This is a genomic window from Candidatus Accumulibacter contiguus (assembly GCF_036625285.1).
In the GTDB taxonomy this organism is placed as follows: domain Bacteria; phylum Pseudomonadota; class Gammaproteobacteria; order Burkholderiales; family Rhodocyclaceae; genus Accumulibacter; species Accumulibacter contiguus.
Genome location: NZ_JAZKUC010000001.1, coordinates 2,182,707 through 2,201,439 on the forward strand (window position 1 = coordinate 2,182,707; position 18,733 = coordinate 2,201,439).

At 61.6% G+C, this 18,733-nt stretch carries 18 protein-coding genes; 1 reads left to right on the plus strand and 17 read right to left on the minus strand.

The features are described 5' to 3' along the window. Window positions 1-4: 4 nt before the first annotated feature. The gene (locus V5B59_RS10705; protein ID WP_169069851.1) at window positions 5-925 is read right to left on the minus strand and encodes a hypothetical protein; all 921 of its coding nucleotides are present in this window, start codon (window positions 923-925) and stop codon (window positions 5-7) included. 103 nt (window positions 926-1,028) lie between these two features. Continuing rightward, window positions 1,029-1,721 carry a Crp/Fnr family transcriptional regulator gene (locus tag V5B59_RS10710; RefSeq protein WP_034910114.1) on the minus strand — a complete coding sequence of 231 codons (693 nt, stop codon included), beginning with the start codon at window positions 1,719-1,721 and terminating at the stop codon, window positions 1,029-1,031. Between the two features lie 185 nt (window positions 1,722-1,906). Here V5B59_RS10710 and V5B59_RS10715 point away from each other — a divergent pair, with 185 nt between their 5' ends. Further along, window positions 1,907-2,341, plus strand: a complete 435-nt coding sequence (locus V5B59_RS10715) for a DciA family protein (RefSeq protein ID WP_169069849.1) — start codon at window positions 1,907-1,909, stop codon at window positions 2,339-2,341. Here the strand turns inward: V5B59_RS10715 and V5B59_RS10720 are convergent. The 15 genes from V5B59_RS10720 to ftsL form a co-directional block, all read right to left on the minus strand. Further along, window positions 2,328-2,516, minus strand: coding sequence for a hypothetical protein (locus tag V5B59_RS10720; protein ID WP_034913323.1), 189 nt, complete (start codon window positions 2,514-2,516; stop codon window positions 2,328-2,330). The genes V5B59_RS10715 and V5B59_RS10720 overlap by 14 nt on opposite strands. 4 nt (window positions 2,517-2,520) lie before the next feature. Continuing rightward, complete coding sequence (gene lpxC / locus V5B59_RS10725) at window positions 2,521-3,450, minus strand: UDP-3-O-acyl-N-acetylglucosamine deacetylase (protein WP_034913326.1); 930 nt, start codon at window positions 3,448-3,450, stop codon at window positions 2,521-2,523. Window positions 3,451-3,548: 98 nt separating this feature from the next. Then, window positions 3,549-4,712, minus strand: a complete 1,164-nt coding sequence (gene ftsZ, locus V5B59_RS10730; protein WP_169069848.1) for a cell division protein FtsZ — start codon at window positions 4,710-4,712, stop codon at window positions 3,549-3,551. A gap of 71 nt (window positions 4,713-4,783) precedes the next feature. After that, a complete protein-coding gene (ftsA, locus tag V5B59_RS10735; RefSeq protein WP_034945042.1) occupies window positions 4,784-6,013 on the minus strand; it encodes a cell division protein FtsA in 1,230 nt (409 codons plus the stop codon). Next, window positions 6,010-6,762 carry a cell division protein FtsQ/DivIB gene (locus V5B59_RS10740; protein WP_169069847.1) on the minus strand — a complete coding sequence of 251 codons (753 nt, stop codon included), beginning with the start codon at window positions 6,760-6,762 and terminating at the stop codon, window positions 6,010-6,012. Before V5B59_RS10740 ends, ftsA begins: the two co-directional genes overlap by 4 nt. A gap of 3 nt (window positions 6,763-6,765) precedes the next feature. Continuing rightward, window positions 6,766-7,692 (minus strand): D-alanine--D-alanine ligase, encoded by a 927-nt coding sequence (locus V5B59_RS10745; protein ID WP_034915718.1) that lies wholly within the window; start codon window positions 7,690-7,692, stop codon window positions 6,766-6,768. Between the two features lie 10 nt (window positions 7,693-7,702). Continuing rightward, window positions 7,703-9,091 (minus strand): UDP-N-acetylmuramate--L-alanine ligase, encoded by a 1,389-nt coding sequence (gene murC / locus V5B59_RS10750; RefSeq protein ID WP_169069846.1) that lies wholly within the window; start codon window positions 9,089-9,091, stop codon window positions 7,703-7,705. Then, on the minus strand, window positions 9,088-10,146 hold the full coding sequence (murG, locus tag V5B59_RS10755; RefSeq protein WP_034910773.1) for an undecaprenyldiphospho-muramoylpentapeptide beta-N-acetylglucosaminyltransferase: 1,059 nt from the start codon (window positions 10,144-10,146) through the stop codon (window positions 9,088-9,090). Before murG ends, murC begins: the two co-directional genes overlap by 4 nt. Before the next feature lie 67 nt (window positions 10,147-10,213). After that, complete coding sequence (ftsW, locus tag V5B59_RS10760; protein ID WP_169069845.1) at window positions 10,214-11,374, minus strand: putative lipid II flippase FtsW; 1,161 nt, start codon at window positions 11,372-11,374, stop codon at window positions 10,214-10,216. Beyond that, window positions 11,374-12,741 carry a UDP-N-acetylmuramoyl-L-alanine--D-glutamate ligase gene (murD, locus tag V5B59_RS10765; RefSeq protein ID WP_169069844.1) on the minus strand — a complete coding sequence of 456 codons (1,368 nt, stop codon included), beginning with the start codon at window positions 12,739-12,741 and terminating at the stop codon, window positions 11,374-11,376. Before murD ends, ftsW begins: the two co-directional genes overlap by 1 nt. A gap of 1 nt (window position 12,742) precedes the next feature. Next, window positions 12,743-13,831 (minus strand): phospho-N-acetylmuramoyl-pentapeptide-transferase, encoded by a 1,089-nt coding sequence (gene mraY / locus V5B59_RS10770; protein WP_034917238.1) that lies wholly within the window; start codon window positions 13,829-13,831, stop codon window positions 12,743-12,745. Continuing rightward, window positions 13,831-15,204, minus strand: a complete 1,374-nt coding sequence (locus V5B59_RS10775; protein ID WP_169069843.1) for a UDP-N-acetylmuramoyl-tripeptide--D-alanyl-D-alanine ligase — start codon at window positions 15,202-15,204, stop codon at window positions 13,831-13,833. The genes mraY and V5B59_RS10775 overlap by 1 nt, the downstream gene beginning before the upstream one ends. Continuing rightward, on the minus strand, window positions 15,201-16,709 hold the full coding sequence (locus tag V5B59_RS10780; protein WP_169069842.1) for a UDP-N-acetylmuramoyl-L-alanyl-D-glutamate--2,6-diaminopimelate ligase: 1,509 nt from the start codon (window positions 16,707-16,709) through the stop codon (window positions 15,201-15,203). The genes V5B59_RS10775 and V5B59_RS10780 overlap by 4 nt, the downstream gene beginning before the upstream one ends. Next, window positions 16,706-18,457, minus strand: a complete 1,752-nt coding sequence (locus V5B59_RS10785) for a peptidoglycan D,D-transpeptidase FtsI family protein (protein WP_169069841.1) — start codon at window positions 18,455-18,457, stop codon at window positions 16,706-16,708. Before V5B59_RS10785 ends, V5B59_RS10780 begins: the two co-directional genes overlap by 4 nt. Continuing rightward, on the minus strand, window positions 18,454-18,732 hold the full coding sequence (ftsL, locus tag V5B59_RS10790; RefSeq protein ID WP_169069840.1) for a cell division protein FtsL: 279 nt from the start codon (window positions 18,730-18,732) through the stop codon (window positions 18,454-18,456). Before ftsL ends, V5B59_RS10785 begins: the two co-directional genes overlap by 4 nt. Window position 18,733: the final 1 nt, after the last annotated feature.

Genomic DNA, 18,733 nt, shown 5'->3' on the forward strand with positions numbered 1-18,733 from the left:
GGAGTCAGCGGAGCCAGTTGCCAAGCACTTGTAGTAGCGGATTGACGTTGGCGGCTACACCGCTGCCGCGGATGGTATTGATCAGGGCTTGCAACTGGTCCGCTGCGCTTGCTGATGTAGTCGCTTGAGTGGCTTCACTGTGGCTGGCGGTGGTGCTGGAACTTGAGTTGCGAGCGCGAATGCCGACGCTGGCATTCGCGCTTGCCTGGGAAGCAATGTCGGTGACGCTGCCGCCATAGAGTTGACTTGCCTGGTTTGCCTGTTCACTGCTGCCATACCAGGCGGCGACGCTGCCATTGAACATCACATAGTGACGCGGCGATGCTCCTGTTGCCGCCTGTGTTGTGAAGCGAGTCGGGTCGATACCCTGGTTTTTCGTCACTTCGGCGTGGGCCGTGAGATTGAGTGACTTTGCCAGGGCGGCTGCCTCTTCGAGTCTCTGGAGAGCGCCCGGGCCCTTGGCGGCAACATTGGCGTCCCGAGTCCAGTCATAGGCGGTTCCCAGCCCACCGGCAATCAGGTCATCGAAATCGATCCCATGGTCCGAACCGGTTCCCTTGTACAGATCATAGGGCTTGTAGCCAATGCCTGCGGCATCGAGTTGCCTGCCGAGATCCTTGAGATCACCAAGGCTGATTCCAAGCTGCTGCGTATTGCGCAGGATGCTCTCTGCGGAGAAGGCCGAGGCAGTCAATCTGTTCCCTTGCTCGTCGAGGTACACCATTCGCAACGGGACACCGTTGGAATTCAGGTCGACGCCGAGACGCCCGGAAACGAAGCTGGCCTCTTTTGCCTCCTTTCTTTCGGCAAATTTGACCGTATCCACAAGCAGGTCGGCAAAATTTGCCGCGCTGGAGTTGTTCTTGGGAGCCGTGATGGCTGTCGATGCCAGATTGGTGACGGCTGTCGCAGAAGTAATTTCCATCGTGCGCCTTTCGAAATAGATTCTCTTGCACAGCAAATTTTATGCCAGGCAAAGTAGCAGGATGAGGCAGCCCTTCGCCACCGGGCGCCGATGCGCACTGCTGTCAATCGCTGCCGCTGCCCGCACGACTGGTCGCCAGTTCAGACAATTTGGCGGAATCCACCAGCAGGTCTTCTCCTTCCCTGGTCAGCACCCCCTTGGTTTGCAGCACCTGAAAAGTGCGCGTGACGGTTTCACGGGTCAAACTCACCATGATGGCGATCTCCTGGTGCGTAGGTGCCTTGAGAATGCGCCGGTTGCCATCACTACCCATGGTCAGGAGTTCCAGATGCGCGCAGATGCGTTGCAAGGGATTGTTCAAACCCAGAATCTGGCGATGGTTCACCTGGATGCGCACTCTTTGTGCCAAGCGCCGACACAGTGCCTCGGCCATCGAAGGCGTTGAGAACAGCAAGGGCCGAATCTCGGCTCCCGGTACAAACACCACCTGGGATGCGCTATTGGAGATCACCAGTTCCGGCTGCGTCTGACCGTCGATCAGGGCCAACTCGGCAAAATAGTCGCCTGGGTCGATGAAATAGAGGCCGACTTCCCTGCCGTCGAGGGTAAAGTCAATTGCCTGAAGGCGCCCATTGACCAGGAAGCAGAGGTTGCGAGGAGCACTCGATTTAGGCAGCACCACCTCTCGTTTGGCGAAGGTCTGGGTACTGGCCTGACCGGCAAGTCGTTCCAGCTGATCTGCAGGAAGCGAGTTAAGTAGCGGAAATTGCTGCAAAAGAAGGGGATGTACAGCCATGACGGGGATTATATCGCTTGTTTTTGCCCGATGCCGGTATTGCTGCGCCTGAGCGCATCCTGGCGGTTTCCCGGTAGGCGGGCGATTGGCATCTGGATGGCGCGCATGCACCCACCATCGAATCGCTGTCAGTGGACGTCCCACAGCTGTCTGGCGTATCCTGCAAACCCTAACCAGGAAAGCTGATGGCAGACTTACTGCTGAATTATCTTGAAGGAACCGAGGGCGCCGGCAAGGTGCTGGCGCACGCGCGACTCCTGGTCAAGCTGGAAGGTCTCTACCAGGAGATCGTTCCGGCACATCTGGGCGAGGCCAGTTGCGTGGCCAATTACAAGTCGCGAGTCGTGGTGATTCACGCCAGCAATGGCGCAGTGGCCACCAAGCTGCGCCAGATGGCGCCAACGCTCGCCGACGAACTGTCGAAGCGGGGGCTCGAATGCACCAGCGTGCAGGTCAAGGTACAGGCCCGGCCAGAGCGTGCCGCGACCCCTGCGCCGACGCAGAAGCCACTCAGCACCAGGACCAGCCAGGAATTGACGGCATTGCGCGATGCGCTGCCGGCATCGGCATTGCGCACGGCGGTCGAAAACCTGCTGGCGCATTCAGCTAGACAGGAATGACGGCAACCCGTTCGAGGATCAGCAGCGCGAAAATCAGCAGTGCAACGATCAGCGAATAGCGAAACAGGCGCCAGGAAAACTGCAGATAGCGCGCGTCCCGAGTGAAAAGGAAGGCCAGCACGCCGCCGGCGACGGTGAGTACCGTCAATACCCCCAGCAGACGCAACAACCACATGTATTCAGAAAGCCGGCAAGGTCAGCCAGCGGGAGACGGTCGCTGGTGCCAGTTCGCGATTTTCGAAGCTGACGTACTCCCATGCCGCCGGGGTGGCCAGGAGTGCCCGGGCCAGCGCATTGTTCAGCGCATGCCCGGATTTATGAGCGCTGAATGAAGCCAGCAAGGGGTGGCCGAGCAGGTAGAGGTCGCCGATCGCATCGAGTACCTTGTGCTTGACGAATTCATCGCTGTAGCGCAGACCATCCGCGTTCAGCACGCGATACTCGTCAAGGACGACGGCGTTTTCCAGGCCCCCGCCTTGTGCGAGACCGTTTTCGTGCAGCCACTCGACCTCCTGCATGAAACCGAAGGTACGCGCCCGCGCCACTTCACGGACATACGAGTGCTCGGCAAAATCGATGGTCACCTGCTGACCGGTGCGATCGATTGCCGGATGGTTGAAACCGATCGAGAAAGACAGGCGGAAACCATCGTATGGTTCGAGGCGTGCCCACTTTTCGCCGGAGGAGTCCATTTCGCGGACTTCGATCGGACGTTTGATCCGGATGAAGCGCTTGGCGACCGGCTGTTCTTCAATTCCGACCGACTGAATCAGGAAGACAAACGGCGAGGCCGAGCCATCGAGGATCGGTACTTCGGCGGCATCGAGGTCGACGAAGGCGTTGTCGACCCCCAGGCCCGCGAAAGCCGACATCAGGTGTTCGATGGTCCCGACCTTGGCGCCGTTACGCTCCAGGCACGAGCACATGCGCGTGTCGCCGACGAGCAAGGCCGACGCTGGCAGGTCAAGCACCGGATCGAGATCAATTCGCCGAAAGACGATACCTGTCCCGGAAGCGGCCGGACGCAAGCTGATGTTCACCTTGACGCCGGAATGCAGACCAACGCCTGCGGCGCGGACCACCGACTTGAGAGTTCGCTGCTTTAACATCTGTCTGAAATAACGGTGGAATTGGCGGATTCTAGCACAGGCTGGCCGGCCCAGGAACCCGCCAATCCCCACAGGAGAGTGACGACCACTTGCCAGGCCTAGTCCGCCTGTTTCCTCAGAAAGGCCGGAATATCGTAGCGATCGACACCGCTATTGGCCAGCGCTTCGACGGTTGCACTGCGCCCCTTGCGGACGATCGCCGGAACCTGATCGAGCGACGAGTAGTCAATGTTCGGACCATGCGCGAAACGGCCGTCGGTACCGGTGCCCTGGTTGATCGAGCTGTTGATCACTTCGAAGCGTTTGGCCTGTGCCTGGCCAAGACCGGTGGCCACCACCGTCACCCGGATGTCCTCGCCCATATTTTCGTCATACACTGCGCCGAAGATGATGTGCGCGTCGTCAGCCGCAAAGGCGCGAACGGTGGTCATCACTTCATTGACTTCCTTCATTTTCAGGGAACGCGTGGCGGTGATATTCACCAGCACACCCTTGGCGCCGGACAGGTTGACACCTTCGAGAAGCGGCGACGAAACGGCGCGTTCGGCAGCAATTCGCGCCCGGTCGACACCCGCAGCGTTCGCAGAGCCCATCATGGCCATTCCCATCTCGCCCATGACCGTCCGTACGTCCTCGAAGTCGACGTTGACCAGTCCCGGGAAGTTGATGATTTCGGCAATGCCGCCGACGGCGTTACGCAAGACGTTATCGGCGGCCTTGAAGGCGTCATCCATGGAAACATCATCACCGAGAACGTCCATCAGTTTGTCATTGAGGATGACGATCAGTGAATCGACATGCTTCTGCAGTTCGGCAATCCCGACGTCCGCCACTTTCAGGCGCTTGCCTTCGAAACCGAAGGGCTTGGTGACCACGGCGACGGTCAGCACCCCGAGTTCGCGGGCCACTTCGGCAACGATCGGCGCGGCACCGGTACCCGTTCCGCCCCCCATGCCGGCGGTGATGAATACCATGTGCGCACCTCTGAGCGACTCGACGATGGCTTCGCGCTCCTCGATCGCAGCGCTACGCCCGGCTTCGGGCTTGGCACCAGCGCCGAGGCCGGTCTTGCCTAGTTGCAGCTTGTGAACGGCAATACTGCGGCCGAGCGCCTGGGAATCGGTATTGGCGGTGATGAAGTCCACGCCATTGACACCCTCGCGGATCATGTGATCGACGGCGTTGCCACCGGCACCACCGATCCCGATCACCTTGATGACGGTATCCCGTTCGCCTTCTTCCTTGTCGATGATTTCAAACATGGTCGTCTCCTCTGCAAAAATAAAAAATCAATAAACTTGTAAAAAACCGGTAATTCTGGTCCACGATCCGATCAGAAATTCTTTTCGAACCACGACTTCATGCGGCCGAAGACCTGTTTGACATCGCGGGTTTCCCGTACCTTCAAGCCACGCTTGCGTTGCGTCTGTGCTTCCAGCAGCAATCCACAAGCGGTCGCAAAGCGGGGGCTCTGCACCACGTCGGAGAGGGCACCCTGATACTTGGGTACGCCCAGCCGGACCGGCATATGGAAAATTTCTTCGCCAAGCTCGATCATCCCTGGCATCACCGAAGCGCCGCCGGTCAGCACGATGCCGGAAGACAAAACGTCCTCGAAACCGGAGCGACGAAGTTCCGCCTGAATCAATTCGTACAGTTCCTCGACGCGTGGCTGAATGACATCCGCCAACGCCCGGCGCGACAGCTTGCGTGAAGGACGGTCGTCCACACCGGCAACGTCGAGGACGTCTGCCGGGTCCGCGAGATGGGCAAGCGCACAACCATACTTGCGTTTGATGTCCTCGGCCTCGCGTGTTGGCGTACGCAGCGCCATCGCGATGTCGTTGGTGATCTGGTCACCGGCGATCGGAATGATCGAAGTGTGACGAATGGCTCCCTGTGTCCACACCGCCAGATCGGTGGTGCCACCGCCGATGTCGATCAGGCAGATCCCGAGATCCTTTTCGTCTTCCGAGAGGACGGCACAGCTGGAGGCAAGCGGTTGCAGCACCAGATCGTTCACCTCCAGCCCACAGCGGCGAACGCATTTGACGATATTCTGAGCCGCCGAAACCGCACCGGTAACGATGTGCACTTTCACCTCAAGGCGAAAGCCGCTCATGCCGATCGGCTCGCGGATGCCATCCTGGTCGTCGATGATGAATTCCTGCGTCAGAATGTGCAGGATTTCCTGGTCGGCAGGGATTGGCATGGCGCGCGCCGTCTCGATCACCCTTTCGACGTCCATCGTCGTGACTTCCTTGTCCTTGATGGCGACCATTCCGTTCGAGTTGAAGCTCCGGATGTGACTGCCGGCGATGCCGGTATACACGTCGCGAACCTTGCAATCGGCCATCAGTTCCACTTCCTGCAGAACACGTGAAATAGTGGCGACGGTCTCCTCGATGTTGACCACGACCCCCTTTTTCAGCCCTTTCGATTCCTGGGAACCCATGCCGATGACGTTCACTCGCCCTTCCGGAGTGAGTTCGGCGACCAGCGCCACAATTTTCGAGGTGCCGATGTCGAGTCCAACGATCAGATCCTTGCTATCCCTGCTCATTTCTTTCCTTTGACTTCTTGACCTGCACTGGCCGGAAAGCGCAATGCGAAACCGTTTGGATACCGCATATCCACCGCCATTGGCCGCCCACGGCGGGCGTCCGACAAGGTCGGGTAGTAGTCGACGAAACGCTGCAGGCGCATACGGATCGGCGCCTTTGCCTGTTCGCGACCGAGTTCAATCAACATGCCATCCTCCAGTTTCAGGAGCCATGCCAGGCGCGGCGACAGCGCCACCTGCGCCGGCAGTCGGCCGCTTGGTTTCAGGATCTGTACGAACTCCTCGTAATGCCGCAGGACCTCGCCCGAGGAGCCAATCGGCCCACTCAGCCGCGGCAGCACCTGCTCCCGCGACAGCGAGGCCGGAAAAAGTTCGCCATACGTATTGACCAACTGCCCCTCCCCATCGCCCCAATAGGCCGCTGCCTGATGTTCCTCGATACGGACCTCGAGACGTGCCGGCCATTTTCGCCAGACCTCGGCACGCCGTACCCAGGCCAATTGTTCCAGCGACCGACGCAGTGCGTCCACATCGACGGTAAAGAAATTGCCACGCAGCAGTTCCGACAGCGATTGCTCGATTTCGCTGCGTTGTACCTCCTGCAATTCGTTGATCACCTGCAATTCGGCCAGAGGAAACAGACGCAGGCGCGGCGTTCCCCAGACAACGGCGGCAACCAGCAAGGCAGCAGTGCCCGCCAGGAAGAGCAGATCCGAGACAGCCATCAGCAGGTGCGGTTTGTGCCACATCGCTCATCCCAGGGTGGCAAGTGCAAGCACGCGCACCACCAGTTCGTCATAGCTCATGCCGGCAGCACGCGCAGCCATCGGCACCAGCGAGTGGTCGGTCATCCCTGGCGAGGTGTTCACCTCAAGGAAGTAGGCCCGACTTTCGCCCGATACCTTTGCCTCGTCCATCAGGAAATCGACCCGCCCCCAGCCGCGGCCGCCAAGGATCCGGAATGCTTCGAGTGCCCGCTGGCGAAGTTCGTTTTCCAGGTTCTCCGGGAGACCGCAAGGGCAACGGTAAGCGGTATCGTCGCGCAGGTATTTGGCTTCGTAATCGTAGAACTCGCTAGCCGGCTCGATTTTGATGATCGGCAGCGCCTGCTCGCCGAGGATGGCGACTGTGTATTCGCCGCCAAGGATCGCACGCTCGGCGATCACCAGCGAATCATGCCTGGCTGCTTCTGCATAGGCTGCCCCCAGATCGCCGACCCGCTTGACTTTACTGATGCCGATCGATGACCCCTCGCAGGCTGGCTTGACGAACAGCGGCAGCCCCAATCCTGCCGCCAGCTGCGCGAGGTCGCTGGCAGCATCGAGCAGCGCGTATTCCGGCACCGGCAGACCTGCGGCACGCCAGAGCAACTTGCAGCGCCATTTGTCCATCCCCAGCGCCGAGGCCATCACACCACTGCCCGTGTAGGGAATGCCCATCAGTTCGAGTACCCCCTGGATCGTGCCATCTTCGCCATAGCGCCCGTGCAGCGCGATGAACGCACGCTCGAAAGCCGCCAGTTCGTCGAGCTTGCGCTCTGCCGGATCGAAGGCATGCGCGTCAACGCCCTGCCGCCGCAAAGCCGCCAGCACGCGGCTGCCGCTGTTCAGCGACACCTCGCGCTCGGCGGAACGACCTCCGAAAAGTACCGCAACCTTACCGAAATTCTGGACGTCCATTGCCCTCACCTTACGCGGCAGCCAGTTTGCCGGGAACCGAACCGATCGAGCCGGCGCCCATCGTCATCACCACATCGCCATCACGGGCGACATCGAGGATCGCTTGCGGGAGATCGCCAATGGCCTCGACGAACAGCGGTTCGACCTTGCCGGCAACACGCAGCGCACGTGCCAGCGCTCGACCATCGGCAGCAACGATCGGCTGTTCACCCGCGGCATATACTTCGCTCAGCACCAGCGCGTCTACACCACCCAGCACCTTGACGAAATCGTCGAAGCAGTCGCGCGTCCGGGTATAGCGATGCGGCTGAAAAGCCAACAACAGGCGACGACCGGGGAAAGCACCACGCGCAGCCGCGAGCGTCGCTCGCATCTCGACCGGGTGATGACCGTAGTCGTCGACCAGCGTGAATTGCCCGCCAGCCGGCAGGACAATCTCACCATAGCGCTGAAAACGTCTACCGACTCCTCTGAATTCAGTCAATGCCTTGGCGATGGCGGCATCGGCGATACCCAGTTCACCAGCGACCGCAATCGCTGCCAGGGCGTTCAGGACGTTATGCCTCCCCGGCAGATTGAGCGTGACCGACAAGCGGTTGACGCTGCCGTTGACGCGCACACAATCAAAACGCATCTGACCATCGACCGCGGTGACGTTCTCTGCATAGCAACTGGCCGCAGGATCGAGACCGTAAGTGACGATCTGCTTGCTGACCAGGGGCATGATTTCACGGACGTTGGCGTCGTCAGCACAGAGTACCGCCACGCCATAAAAGGGCAGGCGGTTCAGAAAATCGACGAAGGCCTGCTTGAGCCGGCTGAAATCATGACCATAGGTCTCCATGTGGTCTGCGTCGATGTTGGTGACGATCGAGATCACCGGCGAGAGCAACAGAAACGACGCGTCGGACTCATCGGCCTCGGCCACCAGAAAATCGCCGGATCCCAGACGGGCATTGGCGCCGGCGGCGTTGAGACGGCCCCCGATGACGAAAGTCGGGTCCATGCCGCCCTCGGCGAGAATCGACGCCACCAGACTGGTCGTCGTCGTCTTGCCGTGCGTGCCGGCGACGGCAATTCCCTGCTTGAGCCGCATCAGTTCGGCCAGCATCTGCGCGCGCGGCACCACCGGTACCTTGCGGCTGCGTGCTGCGATCACCTCTGGATTGTCGGACTTGACCGCGGAAGAAATCACCACCGCATCCGCGGCAGCGACATTCGCGGCAGCATGCCCGACCACGGTGCGCACGCCGAGAGCAGCGAGGCGCCTGATAGTCGAACTATCGGCCAGGTCCGAGCCGCTCACCGAAAAACCGAGGTTGGCCAGCACTTCGGCAATACCGCTCATGCCGGCACCGCCGATGCCGACGAAGTGGATGTTCTTGACCTTGTGTTTCAATTGACCAGCTCCTCGCACATCCGGGCAAGCTCCGCCGTCGCCTCGGGTTTGGCCAGTTCACGGGCTCTTTCGGCCATTTCCTGCAAGCGGCTGCGCGGACACTTGCAAAGTTCGCTGATCGATTCTGGTGTCATCTGGTCCTGTGGCAGCAGGATGGCGCCGCCAGCCAGCGACAGAAAATTTGCATTGAGTGTCTGATGATCGTCCACCGCGTGCGGAAAGGGAATCAGAACACTGGCCACGCCGGTGGCAGCCAGTTCGGCGACTGTGAGTGCACCAGCACGACAGATCACCAGGTCAGCCCACTCGTAGGCGCCAGCCATGTCTTCGATGAAAGCGACGCAGTGCGCCTGCACCGCAGCGGCTGCATAATTTTCCTGCAATTGCGCCAGATGCCTGGCGCCGGCCTGATGCACCACCAGCGGCCGCTGTTCGGCATCGATCAGGGCCAGACCCTGGGGTACGATTTCGTTCAGCGCAACGGCACCCTGGCTGCCGCCGAGGACCAGCAGATGCACCGGCGCTTCGCGTCCGGCAAATCGCTGTGCCGGCGCCGGCAGATGATTCATCTCCGGACGCAGTGGATTGCCGACCCAGACGCCACTCGGCAGCGCATTCGGAAAACCACAGGCGACCCGCTTGGCAAATCTGGCGAGCACCCGGTTGGCCAGACCGGCGATCGAATTCTGTTCATGAATGATCAGTGGGCGACCGAGCAGCGCCGCCATCAGGCCACCGGGAAAGCTGACGTAACCGCCCATTCCGAGAACCACATCCGGTCTGACCCGGCGAATCTCGCGCCGCGCCTGCCAGCATGCGGCAAACAGACGGAACGGAAGCTGCAGTTTGCGCAGCAGCCCCTTGCCGCGCAAGGCGGCAAAACGAACCCAGGCCATCTCGTAGCCATGCGCGGGAACGAGCTTCGCTTCCAAGCCATCCGGAGCGCCCATCCAGACCACATGCCAGTTTCGGCTCTTGAGCAGATCAGCCACCGCCAGGGCCGGAAAGACGTGTCCGCCGGTACCCCCCGCCATGACCAGCAAGGTTCTGCTCATGCCGGAACTCCGGTGCGAGGGCTGCCCGGCAAAGTAGAGGCGACAAGGCTGCGCATACGCATGCCGCTCATACCTTGGCTCCGCGCATCAACTGGCGATTTTCCCAATCGATTCTCAAGAGGACCGCCAGGGCCACGCAGTTGGCCAGGATGCCTGAACCGCCAAAACTCATCAGGGGCAGCGTCAGTCCCTTGGTCGGCAGCAGACCCATGTTCACGCCCATATTGATGAAACTCTGCACCCCCAGCCAGACGCCAATCCCCTGTGCCACCAGCGCGGAATACAGACGCTCAAGGGCCACTGCCTGACGACCGATCGCAAAAGCGCGCTGGATCAGCAGGCCGAACAAGACGATGACCACCAGAACGCCGACAAAACCGAGTTCTTCGGCGATCACCGCGAGCAGAAAATCGGTGTGCGCCTCGGGCAGGTAGAACAGCTTCTCGACGCTTGCGCCGAGGCCGACGCCGAACAGCTCGCCCCGCCCGAAGGCAATCAGGGCATGCGAAAGCTGGTAGCCGCGACCAAAGGCGTCCGCCCAGGGATCCATGAAACCAAAGATGCGATCACGCCGGTAAGGTGAAAAAATGATCAGCGCGGCGAAGGCGGCGGCCAGGACGAGGATCAGGATGACGAACAGACGCGCCCGCATCCCCCCGAGGAAAAGAATTCCCATGGCTATCGAGATGATCACCACGAAGGCGCCGAAGTCGGGTTCCTTGAGCAGCAGGATGCCCACCGCGACCATCGCGCTGGCCAGAGGCAGGAAGGCTTTTTTGAGATCATGCATGTGCGGCATCTTGCGGGCGGTGTAGTCCGCCGCATAAAGGACCGCAAACAGCTTCATCAATTCGGACGGCTGCAGATTGACGATCCCGAGCGGAAGCCAGCGGCGGGCTCCGTTGACATCGCGGCCAATCCCGGGAATCAGCACCAGCGCCAGCAACGCAAAGCCGGCAACGAAGAGCCACGGCGACCATCTTTGCCAGGTCGATAGCGGGATCTGAAAGGCGACAGCGGCGGCGACCAGCGCGATGATCAGAAAAACCGCATGTCGTACCAGAAAATACGCCGGCTGATTGCCGGTCTGGCGGCCGGCCTCGGCCGTCGCCATCGACGCCGAATAGACCATGACCATGCCGATCACCAGCAGCATCAAGGTACCCCACAGCAGCGCCAGATCGATTTCCGACGGCAGGCGGCGCGGCGAGTCCAGAGTTCCCAACATCAGGCAGCCTCTCTTTCGATGGCACGCACGGCGGCAACGAATGCTTCGGCACGATGCGCGTAGTCACGATACATGTCCATGCTGGCGCAGGCCGGAGAAAGCAGCACGGCATCACCAGCTTGCGTTTGCGTGGCGCACCAGCGAACCGCCGCAACCATGTCGGTGCAATATTGCAGGGGGATGCGACAACCCTCGAGGGCAGCGGCGATGAATGGAGCATCGCGTCCGATCAGTGCCGCGGCACGCGCATGCTGGTCGATGGCAGTTCTCAGGGGCGAGAAGTCCTGGCCCTTGCCGTCGCCGCCCAGGATGATCGCCAAGGGGCGACCGAGGCCTTGAATTGCCGCCAGGGTTGCACCGACATTGGTCCCTTTCGAGTCGTCGAAGTAGCTGACACCATTGATTTCGGCGACCCACTCGACGCGATGCGCAAGACCGCTGAAGGCCGTCAGCGCCGGCAACACCGAGTGCGGCTCGATACCGATCGCCTCGCACAAGGCCAGCGCCGCCATCGCGTTGGCTGCGTTGTGGCGCCCGACGAGTTTCATGTCGGCGAGCTTGACGAGCGGGTCGCTGCCACGAACGATGCAGGCATCGACCAGCCCGTAGTCACAGCGGCGCGCTGGCTGATCGAGACCGAAGGTCACTACCTGGCGCCCGTCACGGGCTGCCGCCAGGCTGCGGGCATCGTCGCGATTGAGGACCATGATGCCGTTGCCCTGGAAAATGCGCGCCTTGCTGGCGGCGTACTCTTCGAGACCGTCATAGCGATCGAGATGATCCTCGCTGACATTGAGCAAGGTCGCGGCCGCGGCTGCCAGCGTCTGCGTCGCTTCGAGCTGAAAACTCGACAGCTCCAGCACCCAGACGGCCGGCAGTTCGTTGCTGTCGATTGCGCTCATCAAGGCGTCCAGCGCCGCCGGGCTGATGTTGCCGGCAACCGCCGTGCTGCGACCGGCGGCACGACACAGAACACCGGTCAGAGCGGTGGTGGTGGTCTTGCCATTGCTGCCGGTAATTGCAATCACCCGCGCCTGCGGCGACCACTGGCGGAGGCCCCAGGCAAACAGTTCGATCTCGGACACCACCGGGACGCCAAGCGCTGCCGCCTTCTGAACCAGCGGTTCCTGCCTGGGGACGCCGGGAGAAATGGCGATCAGTTCGGCCCCGGCAAAAGTCGCTGGCGTAAACGGGCCGGCAAACAAGGTCGCCGCGGGCACTGCCGCGCGCAGCGCGGCGGTTCGTGGTGGAATCTCGCGGCTATCGGCGACGCGGACGACCGCGCCCTGCCGCGCCAGCCACCTGGCCATCGCCAGTCCGCTTTCGCCGAGGCCGACGACGAGTGTCCGCTTTCCCTGAAGGTCCATGTCAGCGCAGCTTCAGGGTTGACAGGCCGACCAGCACCAACATGATGGTGATGATCCAGAAGCGGACGACTACCTGCGTCTCTTTCCAGCCGCCGAGTTCGAAATGGTGGTGCAGCGGCGCCATGCGGAAAATCCGCCGGCCCCCGCTCCACCGGTAGTAGAGAACCTGGGCAGCCACCGACAGTGTTTCGGCCACAAAAATGCCACCCATGATCGCCAGCACGATCTCCTGGCGGACGATGATGGCCACGGTGCCGAGCGCTGCACCCAGTGCCAGTGCGCCGACATCCCCCATGAACACTTCCGCCGGGTAAGCGTTGAACCACAGGAAACCGAGCCCGGCACCTGCCATCGCCCCAAGGAAGATCGCCAGTTCACCAGCGCCCGGGATGTACGGCAGGAACAGGTACTTGGCATAGACGGCGTTGCCGGCGACGTAGGCGAAGATGGCCAAGGCGTTGGCGATCATCACCGTCGGCATGATCGCCAGGCCATCGAGGCCATCGGTCAGGTTAACGGCATTGCTGGTGCCGACGACGACCAGATAGCTGAGGACAATGAAGCCGAAGATACCGAGTGGATAGGAAACGGTCTTGAAGAAGGGAACGATCAGCTCCAGCTGTGCCGGTCCGCTGGCAGTCAGGCCGAGATAGAGTGCCACCACCAGACCGATTGCCGATTGCCAGATATACTTCCAGCGAGCCGGCAGACCTCGCGGATTGCGATGCACCACTTTTTGCCAGTCGTCGTACCAGCCGATGCCGCCGAAGCCAACGGTCACGATCAGCACCACCCAGACATAACGATTGCTGAGGTCACCCCACAACAGCGTGGTAATGACGATGGCGATCAGGATCAGGGCCCCGCCCATGGTCGGCGTACCGGATTTGATCAGGTGCGTTTGCGGGCCATCGCGCCGCACCGCCTGGCCGATCTTCTTGGCGGCCAGCCAGCGAATCACGCGCGGTCCGGCAATGAAGGAAATGATCAGCGCGGTCATCGCAGCCAGCACCGTGCGCAAGGTGATGTACCCGAACACATTGAAAGCCCGCACGTCCTGTGCCAACCATTGCGTCAACAGCAGCAGCATTACTTGCCCCCCTCGGGTGCCGGAACACTGATGGCGTTCGCCACCCGTTCCATGCGCATGAAGCGCGATCCCTTGACGAGGACGGTCGTCTCCGGTGTGAGTTCAGCGGTCAATGCTTCGATCAGCTGGTCGATATGCGTATGGTACTCACCACCGGAACCGAAGTTGTGAGCGGCAAGTGCACTGGCTTCACCCAGCGCGAACAGGCGATCGATTCCCTGGCTCTTGGCGTAGCCGCCGATCTCGTCGTGAAACTGGGCGCTCATCTCGCCGATCTCACCCATGTCGCCAAGCACCAGCACCTTCTTGCCGATCGTCGCCGCGAGCACATCGATGCCGGCGCGCACCGAGTCGGGGTTGGCGTTATAGGTATCGTCAAGCAGCACCGCGTCATGCAGGGCAGTGCGTCGCTGCAGGCGGCCCTGGAGACCACGAAAGCTGGCCAGCCCCGCCTGCACGGCGTCCAGCGAGACGCCGGCCGCCAGACAGGCAGTGGCAGCGGCGAGGGCGTTGCGCGCATTGTGCTGGCCCGGCAGGGCCAGCAGGACCTCGAACCGACCCTGTGGAGCGCAGACGCTGAGGCGATTATCCAGACCATGCAGGGTGGACTTGCCAGTGACATCAGCCGCCTGCTCCAGACCGAAAGTCATCACCCCGAGTCCGCGACTCTGGGTGCGCCACAAATCGGCCCATTGGTCGTCGGCATTGAAAACCGCGATGCCGTCTTCATCGAGGCCGCTGTAGATGCTGCCCTTTTCGCTGGCGATCGCTTGCAGCGTACCCATTCCGGCGAGATGGGCGCGCTGTGCATTGGTCACCACGGCAACCGTGGGACGGGCGATGCCCGCGAGATAGGCAATTTCACCGGGACGATTCATGCCCATCTCGATGATCGCCGCGCGATGAGTGGCGTTGAGCCGGAGCAGGGTCAAGGGCAGGCCGATGTCGTTGTTGTAATTACCCTGCGTAGACAATACCGCCTCGGCGAAGGCCGCCTGGAGGATGCTGGCGATCATCTCCTTGGTCGTGGTTTTGCCGTTACTGCCGGTCACGGCGATCATAGGCAGCGTGAAACGGCTCCGCCAATCGGCGGCCAGGGCACCCAGCGACAGCCGCGTCTCGGCCACCTGCAGCAGTGGCAGGCCCAGCGCGCGCAGGCTTTCGGCAGCGTCTGCAGCAACGATCGCGGCGACCGCACCACGCATCTGGGCTGCCGCCACGAATTCGTGGCCGTCGAAGTTCTCCCCGCGCAGCGCAACGAAAAGCTCACCTGCAGCAATGCTACGGCTGTCGGTCGACACACCGCAGAAAGTCACGTTGTCGCCGATCAGTCTGGCGGCCGTGGCACGTGCCGCAGCGAGGAGATCCATCATCTTGTCATCTCCTGGCGGGCAGCGAGGGCGGCACGCGCCTCGCCAGCGTCCGAAAACGGCCGACGCACAGCGGCGATCTCCTGATAGGATTCGTGCCCCTTGCCGGCAATCAACACCACCTCGGCCGGATGCGCCAGGAGAATGGTGCGGCGAATCGCTTCGGCGCGATCGGCAATGATTTCAACGCCGGTGGCAGCAACGCGGATATCGTCAAGAATGGCCTGCGGATCCTCACTGCGCGGATTGTCACTGGTCAGCACAACGCGGTCGGCATGGCGGACAGCAACATCTCCCATCAACGGCCGCTTGCCGCGATCCCGATCACCGCCACAGCCGAAAATGACGGTCAGACCGGCACCACGGGCAATGGCCATCGGACGGAGCGCGAGCAAGGCGCTTTTCAGGGCATCCGGGGTATGGGCGTAATCGACGATGACCAAGGGTTCGTTGCCACCGCCAATCTTCTCCAGGCGGCCTGCCGGCGAATTCAGCGTGGCAAGACGCTCGGCGACCGCCTGCGGAGTCAGGCCGGCGTCAAGCAATACCGCCGCCACGGCGAGCAGATTGGAGACGTTATAACGGCCGAGCAGGCCGGTCTCGACCAGAGCGCGACCGCTCGGGGCGCAAAGCCGGAAACGCAGACCGTCGATGGTTTCTTCGACATTCTCGGCGCGGATCGTTCCCTGCCGGTCGTCGGGCAGATTTTGCTGGGTGTAGCCAAGCACCTTGGTCGCCGTACTCAGCGCGGCCAGTTCACGCCCGTAGGGATCGTCAAGATTGCTGACCGCCAGACGCAGTCGCGGCCAGGTGAACAATCTGGCTTTGGCCTCTGCATAGTCCGCCATCGTGCCATGGTAGTCGAGGTGATCGCGCGTCAAATTGGTGAACACCGCGACGTCAACGCGAACGCCGTCGAGACGTCCTTCGGCAATGCCGATCGAACTTGCTTCGAGCGCACAGGCTTGTGCTCCCGCATCGGCAAAATGGGCCAGGCAGCGCATCAACGTGGTCGCTTCGGGTGTCGTGAAACCGGTCTCGACCATCTGACCGGGCAAACCCGCACCCAGCGTGCCGATGATCGCGCAGCAGCGCGGGTGGCTGGCACCGATCCACTGCGTGACGCTGGTCTTGCCGTTGGTACCGGTGACCGCAAGCAGCGACAGGCGCTCACTCGGATGCCCGTAGATGGCGTGCGCCAGCGGTCCGCAAAGCGCACGCAGACCGATGATCGGCAGATTGGCAATTCTCCAGGCGCTGTTCCAGGCGAAATCAGCCGTGCTGGTGGTCGTCGCCTCCCAGAAGACCGCAGCAGCGCCGTTGGCGATGGCCTCGGCAATGTAGCGGCGGCCGTCGGCAAGATCGCCGGGATAGGCCAGAAACAGGTCGCCGGGAAGAACCTGGCGGCTGTCATCCGTGACACGATTCGGCACGACGCCAAGCGCTGCCAGCCGCGCCAAGCTTGCGCTGGCAGCGTCACTGCGTGCGAGAGTCGCCTGCGTGCTCACAGCCTCGCCTTGGGTGTCGGCGCTTTCGGGCTTTGCGCGACCACCAGCGGCACGTCCGGCGCAATGCCGAGGGTCCGCAAGGAGCTTCCCATGACGGAGGCAAACACCGGTGCCGCAACATCGCCACCATAGTGTTTGCCGGCACCCGGCTCGTCGATCATCACCGCGACGATCAGGCGCGGATCCGATGCGGGCGCAAAACCGACGAAAGACGAAACGTACTTGTTCGCATAGCGACCACCGACGAGCTTGTGTGCCGTACCCGTTTTGCCGGCCACACGATAGCCGGGAATCTGCGCCTTCGGCGCCGTTCCGCCTGGCAGAACAGCCATTTCGAGCATACTGCGCACCTCACGCGCGGTCTTCGGGCTGAATACGGCCATACCGCTGGGCGTAGACGACTCAACCTGGGTCAGCGAGAGGGGCAGCACGTCCCCATCGCGTGCAAAAGCCGTATAAGCGCGCGCCAACTGGATCAGGGACACTGAAATGCCATGCCCATAAGCCATCGTTGCCTGTTCGATTGGCCGCCAGTTCTTCCATGGACGCACCCGGCCACTCACCTCGCCAGGAAAGCCCAGGCGTGGCACCTGGCCAAAACCGACATCGTCGAACATCTGCCACATTTTCTGCGACGGCAGCATGGCCGCAATCTTGGCTGCACCGACATTGGAGGATTTCTGGATGACCTCGGCGACACTCAGCGCGCCGTGGGGATGCGCGTCGGAAATCGTCGCATTGCCAATGGTCAGGCGTCCTGGCGCGCAGTTGATGATCGTGTCGGAACGGACCTTGCCCGCCTCAATTCCCAGGGCGATAGTGAAAGGCTTGAGTGTCGAACCAGGTTCGAAGGTATCGGTCACCGCACGATTGCGCAACTGGCTCCCGGACAGACCCTCGCGATTGTTCGGGTTATAGGTTGGCCAGTTGGCCAAGGCGAGGATCTCACCTGTCCTGACATCGACCACGACGACGCCACCAGCCTTGGCATTGTTGTCGGCAATCGCCTGCTTCAGGTGGCTGTAGGCCAGATACTGAATCTTCGAATCGAGCGCCAGCCGAATCTCCTTGCCATCCTGCGGCGGCTTGATCGAGCCGACGTCCTCGACGATCTGGCCGCGCCGATCCTTGATGACGCTACGGCTACCGGGCTGGCCCAGCAGTTGGCGATGAAACGCCAGTTCGACACCTTCGAGTCCCTTGTCGTCAACGCCGGTGAAGCCGACCATGTGCGCAGTCATTTCACCGGTCGGATAGAAGCGACGGTATTCCTTGTCCTGGCCGATGCCAGGCAACTTGAGCGCCGCCACCTGGTCGGCCACGGCAGGCGGGATCTGGCGGCGAAGAAAAACGAAGGTTTTGTCGGTGTCCAGTTTGCGGGTCAGCTGCTTGACGTCGGTCTCCAGCAGAGCGGCCAACTGCCTCGCCTGCACAGGCGTCAGCGTCGTTGCTGGCGGAATCGCCCAGATCGACTTCATCGGCGTCGAAATGGCCAGGACGTCCCCGTGCCGGTCGGCAATCCGTCCGCGCGAAGCACTGATTTCGATATCGCGCCGATAGCGGGATTCGCCCTTTTCCTGCAGGAAATCATTGTTCAGGGTCTGCAGGTAGAATGCTCGTCCGATCAGCACGCCGAACGAACCGAGAATCAGCAGAGCCATCAGGCGCGAGCGCCAGAGCGGCAGGCGCATCTGTAATAATGGGCTTTCGGCGAACTTGTGCGCCACTTGACCTTTGAAACGCATCATTGCGGCAAGCCTCCGGTGGGGATTGCGGTGATCACGTGGCCCGTTTCCGGCGCACGCATCTTCAGCTTCTCGCGAGCAATTTTCTCGATTCGTGGCGCCGTTCCCCAGGTCGAGAGTTCCAGTTGCAACTGCCCGAACTCGACCTCGAGTTGCCGCGCATGCTCCTGCTCGGCCTCAAGCGCCTGAAAAATCTTGCGCGCCTTGTGCTGTGAAGTCACTACGGCCAGGCTGCAGATCACCACCGCCAGCAACAGGAAAATATTCAGGCGAACCATT

Coding starts and splice junctions, on each gene's coding strand:
- V5B59_RS10785 (WP_169069841.1), bottom strand. CDS start 18,457: ATGATGCGTTTCAAAGGTCAAGTGGCGCACAAGTTCGCCGAAAGCCCA.
- mraY (WP_034917238.1), bottom strand. CDS start 13,831: ATGCTGCTGCTGTTGACGCAATGGTTGGCACAGGACGTGCGGGCTTTC.
- V5B59_RS10720 (WP_034913323.1), bottom strand. CDS start 2,516: ATGTGGTTGTTGCGTCTGCTGGGGGTATTGACGGTACTCACCGTCGCC.
- V5B59_RS10715 (WP_169069849.1), top strand. CDS start 1,907: ATGGCAGACTTACTGCTGAATTATCTTGAAGGAACCGAGGGCGCCGGC.
- V5B59_RS10740 (WP_169069847.1), bottom strand. CDS start 6,762: ATGTGGCACAAACCGCACCTGCTGATGGCTGTCTCGGATCTGCTCTTC.
- murG (WP_034910773.1), bottom strand. CDS start 10,146: ATGAGCAGAACCTTGCTGGTCATGGCGGGGGGTACCGGCGGACACGTC.
- V5B59_RS10705 (WP_169069851.1), bottom strand. CDS start 925: ATGGAAATTACTTCTGCGACAGCCGTCACCAATCTGGCATCGACAGCC.
- V5B59_RS10710 (WP_034910114.1), bottom strand. CDS start 1,721: ATGGCTGTACATCCCCTTCTTTTGCAGCAATTTCCGCTACTTAACTCG.
- ftsA (WP_034945042.1), bottom strand. CDS start 6,013: ATGAGCAGGGATAGCAAGGATCTGATCGTTGGACTCGACATCGGCACC.
- ftsL (WP_169069840.1), bottom strand. CDS start 18,732: ATGGTTCGCCTGAATATTTTCCTGTTGCTGGCGGTGGTGATCTGCAGC.
- murD (WP_169069844.1), bottom strand. CDS start 12,741: ATGGACCTTCAGGGAAAGCGGACACTCGTCGTCGGCCTCGGCGAAAGC.
- V5B59_RS10745 (WP_034915718.1), bottom strand. CDS start 7,692: ATGGACGTCCAGAATTTCGGTAAGGTTGCGGTACTTTTCGGAGGTCGT.
- ftsW (WP_169069845.1), bottom strand. CDS start 11,374: ATGTTGGGAACTCTGGACTCGCCGCGCCGCCTGCCGTCGGAAATCGAT.
- ftsZ (WP_169069848.1), bottom strand. CDS start 4,712: ATGTTTGAAATCATCGACAAGGAAGAAGGCGAACGGGATACCGTCATC.
- V5B59_RS10775 (WP_169069843.1), bottom strand. CDS start 15,204: ATGATGGATCTCCTCGCTGCGGCACGTGCCACGGCCGCCAGACTGATC.
- lpxC (WP_034913326.1), bottom strand. CDS start 3,450: ATGTTAAAGCAGCGAACTCTCAAGTCGGTGGTCCGCGCCGCAGGCGTT.